Here is a 2269-nt window from a genome sequence, read left to right on the forward strand (position 1 = left end):
CGCGCCGTCCGCGCGGTGAACTCCGCGAGGACGGCGCGCCGCATGCGGGCCGGTCAGGCGCGAGGGACGACGTACGGGGAGATGCTCGACAGCTTCTCGCAGGTCTCCTCGTACTCGCGGTCGGGCGTCGAGCCGCTGACGATGCCGGCGCCTGCGCGCAGCCAGGCCCGCCCGTCCTGGTTGTAGAGCGCGCGCAGGACGAGCGCCGAGTCGAGCGCGCCGGTGTGCGACACGGCGACGACCGCGCCCGCGTACAGGCCGCGGCGCTCCTCCAGCCCGCCGATCGCCTCGATCGCGTCGGCCTTCGGGATACCGGAGGCCGTCACGCCGGGGAACAGCGCGTCCAGCGCGTCCCAGCAGGTGCGGCCGGGCGCGAGGACGCCGCCGACGCTGGAGCCGAGGTGCTGGACGCTGCCGCGCTCCTTCACCGTCATGAACCCGGTGACGTGGACGGAGTCCGGATCGCACACCCGGTACAGCTCCTCCTGTGACGTCCGGACCGACACGGCGTGCTCGAAGATCTCCTTCGGGTCGGTCTCCAGCTCGCGGCGGGTCCGCGCGTCGGCGTCGCCGCCGAACCCGAACGCGCGGGTGCCGGCGAGCGGCTGCGTCATGACGCGCCCGTCCTCGTCCACGCTCGCGAGGACCTCGGGGCTGAACCCGGTGGCCTGGAACCCGCCGAGGTCGAGCAGGAACGACCGCGCGGGGGTGTTGGCGGCCCGGCCACGGGCGTAGGTGGCGGCGACGTCGACCGGGTACGGGACGTCCAGCCGCCGGGACACGATGACCTTCTGGTACCGGCCCGCGGCGATGTCGCCGACGGCGCGGGCGACGCGCGCGCGGTAGGCGTCGCCGCCCTGCCGCACGTCCACCGGCGACGGCTCCGCGGTGCGGGCCGGGCCGTCCGCCGCCAGCAGGTCCGCGTCGCGTTCGACCTCGCGGGGGTCGGTGCCGGCCACGCGTGCCTCGCCGTCCTCGACCGTGACCTCGACGCGCGGGACGACGAGATGCGCGAGGCGCCCGGACGGGCTCGCCGAGGCGAACTCGAAGGCGATCCATCCGTAGGCGTTCCAGGCCGAGAGCGGCGCGGCGGCGAACGCCTCGCGCAGCGCGTCGGCCGGCCGGCCGCCATAGGAGGGCGCCGTCACCGGCTCCCGGTCCGGCCATCGGGCGTGCACGGCGCCGGCGTCGAGGACGACCTCGCCGAGGACGCCGCCGGCGAACGTCCACCGGCCGGGCCGCTCGTAGACGACGTGGTCGGTGAAGAGGCCGGATCCGGCCAGCCGGGTCATCAGGTCGAGCGGTGCGCGGGCGGCCTCGACCACCCGTTCCGTGGGCTTCTCGTCAGTGCGCAGACCGGGGGACAAGGCAGTGGGCTCCCTTTGGGTGGCAAAGTCCGGCTTGTCGTGATTCGAGCCGAACTTAGGTAAGGCTAACCTTGTGCGATTTTCATAGGCAAGGCTAACCTAACTTTCGCTGATCAAGCCGACGACGAAAGAGCTGAGGCGTGCAGGAGCGGACGACGACGACGGCGCAAGGTGCTCGACTGCGGCGCGAACTGATGCGGCGGATGATGGCGGAGGCCGGCCTCCCGGCGGACGGGCGCGGACCCGACGCCGGACGCCCCGCCCCCCGCGCGGCCGGCGGCCCCGCCCCCCTGTCCTACGCGCAGCAGAGCATGTGGCTGCACCACCGCGCCTTCCCGGCGAGCCCCGCCTACAACGTGTGCCTGCTCGTGCGGATGTCCGGGCCGCTCGACACCGCCGCGCTCCGCGAGGCGCTGCGCGGCCTCATCCGGCGCCACGCCGTCCTGCGCACCGTCTACGCCGACGGGCCCGGCGAGACCGCCGTCCAGATCGTCACCGGCGACGACGCGCTCGACCTCGCCCCGCTCGACCGCGCCGACCCCGACGCGCGCGCCGCGGAACTCGCGGCGACCCCGTTCGACCTGCGCGCGGAACGGCCCGTCCGGCTGGAGCTGCTGCGCACCGGCCCGGACGAGCACGCGCTGGTCCTGGTCGTCCACCACATCGCCTGGGACGGCATGACGTGGGGCTCGATCTCGCGCGACCTGTCGGCCCTGTACCGCGCGGCCGTGACCGGCGAGCCGGACGGCCTCCCCGCGCTGGACGTGCAGTACGCCGACTTCGCCGACTGGGAGCAGAAGCGGCCCCTCGCCGAGGACGACCTGGCGTACTGGCGCGCCCGGCTCGACCCGCCGCCCGCGCCGCTCGACCTGCCCGCCGACCGGCCGCGCACCGCCGCCGCG

At 75.0% G+C, this 2269-nt stretch carries 2 protein-coding genes; one reads left to right on the top strand and one right to left on the bottom strand.

Features of this window, described 5'->3' with window-relative positions:
• Positions 1-53: 53 nt before the first annotated feature.
• Positions 54-1367, bottom strand: coding sequence for a salicylate synthase (locus ABZ914_RS50360; protein ID WP_500201671.1), 1314 nt, complete (start codon positions 1365-1367; stop codon positions 54-56).
• A 140-nt stretch (positions 1368-1507) separates the two neighbouring features.
• Here ABZ914_RS50360 and ABZ914_RS50365 point away from each other — a divergent pair.
• The coding region (locus ABZ914_RS50365; RefSeq protein WP_500201672.1) for a condensation domain-containing protein at positions 1508-2269 on the top strand (762 nt) is incomplete at its 3' end.

It is taken from the genome of Spirillospora sp. NPDC046719 (assembly GCF_040645715.1).
Lineage (GTDB): Bacteria > Actinomycetota > Actinomycetes > Streptosporangiales > Streptosporangiaceae > Spirillospora.